The 8,927-nt window shown below is 53.4% G+C and carries 1 protein-coding gene and 1 pseudogene; both read left to right on the top strand.

Going from position 1 to position 8,927, the window contains the following annotated elements; translation table 11 throughout:
• Nucleotides 1-180 (top strand): annotated as a pseudogene (locus AC2FIB_RS15090) (phasin, PhaP); the annotation flags it as partial.
• Between the two features lie 1,352 nt (nt 181-1,532).
• Nucleotides 1,533-8,924, top strand: coding sequence for a GAF domain-containing protein (locus AC2FIB_RS15085; RefSeq protein ID WP_496842326.1), 7,392 nt, complete (start codon nt 1,533-1,535; stop codon nt 8,922-8,924).
• The last annotated feature ends 3 nt before the right edge of the window (nt 8,925-8,927 follow it).

Genomic DNA, 8,927 nt, shown 5'->3' with positions numbered 1-8,927 from the left:
GCTGAAGTTGCAGCTGAAAACATGGCGGCCTTCGCAGAGATCGCGAAAAAAGTTCAGTCCGAAACCGTTGAGCTGCTGATGGCGGCTGGCAAAGACGTAGCCGAAGACACAACCGCGGCTGTCAAAAAAGCCACCAACGACGTGACCGCAGCTGCCAAGAAAGCAACTGCTGCCAAGTAAGCAAACGCCGCGAGGCGCACCCACTCCTCCCAATCGGTGCTATCGCGCAGGGCAGGTCGAAAGACCTGCCCTTTCTTTTTGTGCAGGAGTGCCTTGTAGGTACAGATCTTGATCACAGTGCGCCCTTGGTTGCGATACGCCGTCAGGTGCAGTAAGCTACCCATTCCCTGTACATCGGGCCCCATCCATGACCGCGTCGTCGTACCCTGTTTCACAGCGCCAGTCAGATTCAAAAGACTATGTCACCAAGACTGCGAGATTGTCGGTCGCACTCATGATGAATTTGTGCCATTGATGGTATCTCTTTGATTGTGTAAAATTTGTCGCCTTTGGCATTCTATTGTAGCACATATGTAGCAACGGTCCCTGTTTGATCGTGAAGCTTTGCTTCATATGTTTAATAATGCAAAATTATTAGTTTTCGGCAACGAACGTGTCGAAACGTGCCTCGATGTGCCGTGTCGTCGACCGACCTCAAGGCATTCTTATGCGGTGTTGCGCCGAGCTTTCTGGCGGATTCTTTACGGGGCAGGGTGTTTCTTCGGGATTCACAACGAGATCCAGTAAAAACACCTGCGGGTGCAAATGTTGTCAAAGTTTGAACATTGGCCTCCATGTGACTCCACAATTGGGATTGGTGCTCAACCTGCCATCGGTTTTAGGTCTGCTCAGGGTGGTCCGAATTCTAACGTCTCCAATGCTCTTGGTAGTGAACGGCCCATTTCGGACATTGAGCTTGAACCACGATTGACCAATCAGATTCCTGAAATCGGGGGTTCGGACATTTGCAACAATTCCTTTGCCATGATGTCCGTGACGGGTACATGGCTGCCGTGCAACTTAGCGGGCGATTTACGTCGCAGTGCATCATCCCAAAGTGTTCTCACCGGCTTAGGTACTCAGCCCGTGTTGCCTTTCGCCAACAGAAGTCTGGGTCTAAGCAATGACGCTCGGCGAAGCACCTCAGAGACCGAACGTCCTGACGATTTCGAAGCGCATATGGAGAGCCAGAACAATAAGGCCAATATGGCTATCCAGCGCGTAGGCACTACACTGTTGATTTGTCTCGCTGACCAGCTGGATGGTCCGAGCTAAGTGGGCCGTACTCGCGCGTGCAGAAATGCAACTGGCATCATCCGTGAAAAATTCCAGTGACTTCTATCACATGCTCTCTAAACTCCGGGCAGTTGTTAGTCAGAATTGACGTGGGAGTTTGAGCGCGGTTGGGCGAAAAAAAGGCATCAGGGACCCCGATAAGTCCCGCGCCATCATCTGCGCCGAGTTCGGAGTTAAGCGCAGCGGATCAACAGGCGCGCTTTGAAGCCACCGCTCAGGTGATGCAGGCGATCTCTGTGACCAAGGACGACGTACAGCCGGTTTGCGATCTGATTGTCGCGCTTGCCAAAGACCTTTGCGACGCTGTTTTTGCTGGTCTGGTTCTTGGACGAGAAGGCGACGCTCTTCAGCGGCTCGTGGCCAGTGTTAACCTGCACCCTGACATTCAGCAGCTCTGGCGCGACGGTAAATACACGATGGTGCCGGGCAATTCTCTGGTGACTGAAACAATCCTCAGCGGCGAGACCAAACGCGTTGTGGATATGGGAGACACTGATTTCCACAAATCCGGTGATGAGCGGTTCAAGCTGATTGTCGACAAGCATGGGTGCCGCAGCAATCTGTTTGTTCCGTTAAAGGTGGATGGCGGTGCAATCGGATGCTTGATGTTGGCGCGAGACGAGGTGCGGCCCTATACCGACGATCAGGTCAAGCTCGTCGAAACCTTTGCCGCCCAAGCGGTAATCGCCATTGAGAATGTTCGCCAATTTCGCGAATTGCAGATCCGTCTGGCACGCGAAGGCGCCACGCGTGAAGTTCTCGAGACAATTAGCCGATCGCGGGAAGATGAGACGCCGGTGTTCCAGACGATCCTGGAAAACACGGCCCGGCTTTGCGAAACGGATGTCGCCACACTAAGCCTTTTGAATGAAGCAGGAACCCACCTCGAATATGCGGCCCATTTCGGTGATCAGTTGGCGACCTACGAGGTTGGCGTAGATCGTTGGTCACTGGACTCACATCTCCAGATTGCGGAGTCCGTTCGCGAGGCACGCGTTATTCACAATGTCGATTTGCGCCTGACTGACCAGTATATAAAAGGCGACCCATGGCGCCGTCAACTTGTAGACGAAGAAGGTGTCCGGTCATTTCTGACGGTCCCACTAATGTCGGCAGATGGCACGCCCGTGGGCGTCATCGGGATTTACCGACGTGAGGTTCGCGCATTTACAAACGACGAGATCTCTCTGGTTGAGGGCTTCGCCGCCCAAGCCGTGATCGCCTTGGATAACACGCGACAATTGAATGAACTGCATACGCAGTTGGAGCGTCAGACGGCAACGCAGGAAATTCTGACGGTCATTAGCCAAAGCCGTGATGACGATGCGCGCGTCTTTGATTCAGTGCTTCAGCAGGCCACCAGGGTATGTGATGCAGATCAGGCGGTACTTATTTTGATCAACGCTGCAGGGACCCACGGGAGGTTGGCTGCGAATTGGGGGCATCAGAGAACCGAATTTGATGTTGGAGACGAGTGGCAGTTGGATGAATCGATTCCCATAGCCACTGCGATACGAACAGGTAAGGTTGGTCGCATCGATGATTTGACCGACACGGATTTTTATCGCTCGGGCCATCCTACAGCTGCCATGATGGTTGAGATCGAAGGCATTCGGTCACGCGTTACAGTCCCCCTGATGCAAGGAGATCAGGCTATCGGTGCCATCGCGGTCAGCCGCCGTGAGGTGCGGCCATTTGCTGACCCTGACGTGCAGTTGATTGAAGAATTCGCCAAACATGCAGTCATTGCCATCGAAAACACGCGCCAGTTTCGTGAAGTTCAGGAACGACTTGAACGGGAAGAAGCGTCGCGCGAAATCCTCGAAGTCATCAGCCGCAGTCGCGATGACGATAGCCCTGTCTTCAATAGCATACTCGAAAATGCCAGCCGTTTGTGCAAAGCGCCACTGGCCTTTCTGTGTGTCGCCAATCACGAACGTGGCCTTGCAACAATTCCGGCCAATATCGGTGCGCGAACGGATTTTGATGAGGCCCTGAAGGGGTTCGTGGAGCCCTTGACGCGCACGGAACTCGTTGCAATCCGCCCTATGTTCGATGGCCAGGTCATCCGGCAAGACGATATTGCAGATGATCCGCTTTATTATCAGGATCGCGATCCAAAACGGGTTCAGATGGTTGAAGTCGAAGGGGCTCGCTCGGTCCTTGCGGTGCCGTTGATGAAAGACAACACGGGTCTTGGGGTGATCGTTCTCTATCGCCGTGAAGTTTCGCCATTTTCGGATGATGATGTCGCTCTGGTCCAAACCTTTGCGTCCCAAGCCGTGATCGCAATGGATAACGTACGCCAGTTCCGAGAGGTGCAGGACCGTACCGCGGAAGTCACGCAAGCCTTGGAGTATCAGACTTCAACATCCGAAGTGCTGCGTGTGATCTCAGCGTCTCCCAATCAACTGTCGCCCGTTCTGGACGCCATTCTTAAAGAAGCGTCGCGCATCTGCGAATTGCAGGATGCCTATGTCGCAATGCTTGACCCGGACGATGGGCTTTTTCATGTGCACTCGACGCTCACACAAGACACGGCCTTTGCAGAGTACGTCAAAGCTCACCCGATTTCGCCAGCGGAGAACGGTGTAAGCGGGCGTGCAATCTTGTCGAAACGCACAAGCTATGTCGAAGATGTCGAAGCGGATGACACCTACACCTGGTTGGAAGAAAGCGGCGTGGGTGATTACAAATCATTGCTTGGACTTCCGCTGGTAAAAAACGGGGAAGTCGTAGGCGTTATCTCTCTTGGGGCGCCAGTGGTCTCGGGTTTTTCCGCCAAACAGATCAAACTGCTGGAAACTTTTGCAGATCAGGCCGTTATCGCGATTACCAACGCAAACCTTTTCCACGAGTTGGAGGAGCGTACGGAAGAAGTCACGCAGGCACTGGAGTATCAGACTGCCACGTCCGACGTATTGTCGGTGATTTCGCGATCTCCGAATGAGCTGGAACCGGTGCTGAAGGAGATACTGAGAGTCGCCGGCCGGATCTGCGAGCCAAAATATGCGGCGATCTCGATCCTGAATCCGCAAGACAACCTTTACCATACTGACATCATGCTCGACTTTGACAGTGATTTCATGAAGTTCATGAAAGCACACCCAGTGCCGGCAGGTCATGGGAGCGGTATTGGCCAAACAGCAGCACGAGGAGAAACAGTCTACTACGAGGACACTGAAGCTAACGAATACGCCTGGAAGGAAGCCGCACGTATTGGCAAGTATCGCTCGCTTCTGGGTGTCCCATTGGTCAAGGATAAGGTTGTGGTCGGTGTGATCGTGCTCTGCCACGACAAAGTTGCACCATTCAATTCAAAACAGATCGCGCTCTTGGAAACGTTCGCCTCCCAAGCGTTGATTGCTATCAATAACACACGGCTTTTTGAGCAAGTTCGGGCGCGCACGGCCGAGGTCGAAGAGGCATTGGTGCGCGAACGCGCCAGTGCTGAAATCTTGCACCTCATCAACGAAGCATCGTCCGACATCCAGCCTGTGTTTGACCTTGTCGTGCAAAAATCCGCTGAGCTTTGTGGGGCGCAGTTCTGCGTTCTCGAACGCTTTGACGGCAATCTCTATCATTTCTGCGCACAATACGGGTTTCCGAAGGCTACTTTGAAGGCACTGACTTCGGACTATCCATTGGAAGCTTCCAAGGGTCATCTGGCTCCATTGGTCGTGGAAAGCGGCGAAGTCCAGCATCTAGCAGATGCGCGGGGGCCCGAGTATTTCAGCCCTGAGCTTGCCCGAAAGGCTGGGTATCGGCGCTTGATGGCCGTACCGATCCGGGCAGAGGCGCGGATTTGGGGCGTCATAATTGTCGGTTGGGCCGAGGCCGGACCGCCGCAACAAAACAGCGTCGAGCTCGTTCAGGGTTTTGCCAATCAAGCCAGCATCGCCATCGAGAACGCACGGCTGTTCCGGGAAACTCAGGAACGCACTGCTGAAGTCGAGGAGGCGCTGAAGTATCAGACGGCGACGTCCGAAGTGCTCGACGTCATCTCGCGCTCACCGAACGATCTTCCACCGGTTTTGGACGCCATCCTGGAGGTCTCATCGCGTATCTGTTCACCGGAATACGCGTTCTTTGCAATGAAGGATGCTGACGATGGCCTATACCGCGTGGCCATGTCCCACAATGTCAGCGATGCATTTCTCAAGTTCCTGTCCGACAACCCTATCGCTCCAGAGGAGGGTTCTTGCATCGGGCGCACGGCCCTGCACGGCAAGACGGTCTATATTAGGGATACGCGTGGGGATCCGTCTTACACATGGAAAAAAGCGGCTGAGATCGGGGACTACCTTACCACTCTTGGTGTCCCCTTGGTCAGCAATGGCGTAACCGTTGGCGTTATTGTTATGGCGCATCGGCAGGCAGCTGCGTTTAGCGACAAACAAGTCAGCCTACTCGAAACCTTCGCGTCCCAGGCCGTGATCGCCATCAACAATACGCGACTGTTCAAAGAAGTGCAGGCCCGCACTGCAGAAGTTGAAGAGGCACTGGGGTATCAGAAGGCGACATCCGAAGTGCTCGAGGTTATTTCCCGTTCCCCTGACGCTTTAGAGCCGGTTTTGGAAGCGTTGGTAGCGGTTTCGTCGCGCATCTGCCGCCTACAGGATGCTTTTGTGGCGCTAAAGAAACCCGAGGACGGAAAATTCCATTTCTTTGCCGGGCACAATCTCACAGAGAGTTTTGCCAAATTCCTCGAGTCGCATCCATTTGAGCCAGGGGAAACGTCGGCGACCGCCCGGGCGCTTTTATATGGGCGCGCCGACTACGTTGAGGATACTCAAGCGGACCCTAACTATGATCCGGTCCTTAGGTCCAACTTGCAAGGATACAGGTCGGTTCTCTCTGTACCTTTGATACGCGACGGTGACACGATTGGTGTCATCAGTATGGGCAGCCGAAATAAAGCCGCCTTTGAGGACAAGCAAATCAAGCAGATGGAGACCTTTGCCTCGCAGGCGATCATAGCGATTCAAAACTCTCAATTGTTCAACGATACGCAAGTCGCACTCTCGCGCCAAACGGCAAGTGCGGATGTCCTCAGAGTGATCTCGGAATCCCCGACAGATACCAAACCGGTTTTTGAGAAGATTGTCGGACTGGCTACAGCTCTTATCGATTGCGACTTGTCGATTGCCATGCAGGCTAACAAAACTGAATACTGGCAAGTGGCGGCCGCGACTCTGGATGGTTTAGAGGAAATCACTTGGACTGAGCGCCTGCCAATTGATCCCGACGACAACCTGCCATCCCGCGTCATCCAGAGCGGCAAGACGCTGCAATTGGATGAATCGCGCTTTGATGAATTATCTCCGCGGGACACGGAAATCGTTGAGCGGCAAGGATTCAAGGCGTTCTTGATGGTACCCTTGATGCGAGGGAAAGAATGTTTTGGCACTCTCGCCTTCATTCGGAAAACGTCGAAGGTTTTCAGTGACGACGAAGTAGCCATTGCCGAATCTTTCGCGGATCAGGCTATCATCGCGCTGGAAAACGTGCGCCTGTTCAATGAAACGCAAGCATCCTTAGCGCGCCAGACTGCCAGTGCTGATGTACTGCGGGTGATCAGCCAATCGCCTTCAGATACCACACCTGTTTTTGAGGTGATTGTAAATTCCGCAACACGGCTTGTTTCATGCGACATGGCAGGCGCCGCTTTGTCAGATGACAGTTTCTGGTGGCAAGTGGCTTTGGCGACGCCAAAAGGCCTTATACGTGATTTCGGACGAACCCAACACCCGTTGGACCCGAAGGATAATTTTCTGTCGTCCGTGTTACTGTCCGGGAAAACCATGCATGTACACGATTTGACGTCGCAGGGCTTACCTCGGTTAGCAAAGAAGCTTCACGAAGAAAACGGATTTGAAGCTTTTCTTGGCATACCGTTAATGCGCGGAGACAAGTGTTTGGGCGGGCTTTATTTCATCAGGAAATCAAAGACACCGTTCTCGGACGACGATATTGCAATGGCTGAGTCTTTTGCGGATCAGTCTGTTATTGCCATCGAGAACGTGCGCCTTTTCCGCGAGGCCGAAAAGGCCCGTGAGGTGGCCGAGTCTGCTAACGAAGCAAAAAGTGCGTTCCTCGCCACCATGTCCCACGAAATCCGAACACCGATGAATGCCGTTATCGGGATGAGTGGGCTCCTGATGGATACCAAGTTAGATGCCGAGCAAAGCGATTATGCCAACACGATCCGCGACAGCGGCGACGCACTACTGGGCATTATTAACGAAATCCTCGATTTCTCAAAAATCGAAGCCGGGCAGATGGACATCGAGAACCATCCGTTTGATTTGCGTGAATGTATTGAAAGCGCGCTTGATCTGATCAGCGGCAAGGCCGCCGAAAAGCAACTCGATCTGGCCTATGAATTTGACGACGCTCTGCCCCTTGCGATCAGTGCTGACCTGACCCGGTTGCGGCAGATCCTGCTGAACCTGCTTTCCAACGCCGTGAAGTTTACCGAAAGCGGGGAAGTGGTTTTATCTGTTAAACAAACCACCGAGAAACGCGGATTGCTTGAGCTGACTTTCAAAGTCCGCGACACTGGTATTGGCCTGAGCGAAAAGGGGATGAGCCGTCTGTTCCAGTCCTTCAGTCAGGCAGACAGCTCGACAACTCGCAAATATGGCGGCACCGGTCTTGGTCTGGCGATTTCCAAACGTCTTGCGGAACTCATGGGCGGCACCATGTGGGCACGAAGTGACGGCGAGGGGCACGGTTCGACCTTTACGTTTACAATCCAGACCAAACCTTCCAAACTGGTCAAATCGTCGTCGCGCGATCTGGTAGGCATTCAGTCCGAGCTTGAAGGCAAGCGCATTCTTATGGTGGATGATAACGCCACCAACCGTAAAATCTTGTCGCTCCAGACCGAGAAATGGGGCACTAAAACCATTACCTGCGAAACCCCGTCCGATGCGCTGGCGACACTCGAGAAGGCTCAAAAGTTCGATTTGGCCATTCTCGACATGCACATGCCAGAAATGGATGGCGAGGAACTTGCCCAGAAAATTCGTGCCATGCATCCGGACTTACCGCTGATCCTCTTTAGTTCTCTTGGTCCACGTGAAATTGACCTCGAAGACGGTCTCTTTGCTGCCAACCTCACCAAGCCACTGCGTCAGTCGCATCTTTTCGATACTCTGGTCACGTTGTTTTCAACCGAAGATACTCCCGTGAAAGCGACTAAACCCGCAGACAAACCCCAGACTGATCCACAGATGGCCAAACGCCACCCTCTGCGTATTCTGTTGGCTGAGGATAATTTGGTGAACCAGAAACTTGCTCTTCGCCTGCTTGAACAGATGGGCTATCGCGCTGATCTGGCCAGCAACGGCGCTGAGGCGGTCGAAAGCGTGAATCGGCAAACATACGATGTTGTATTAATGGACGTGCAGATGCCTGAAATGGATGGGCTCGAAGCCTCACGCTGCATAAACAATGATTTCCCCGGAGAAGACCGACCGCGTATAGTCGCCATGACCGCTAACGCCATGCAAGGCGACCGCGAGATGTGTTTAGATGCCGGAATGGACGACTACATCGCCAAACCGATCCGCCTGCCTATTCTTATCGAAGCCCTTTTGAATGTTCCCAGGAAAAGCAAGTAATCC

Source organism: Ruegeria sp. YTSA072, from assembly GCF_059610285.1.
This window is presented reverse-complemented; position numbering and strand designations above follow the sequence as displayed.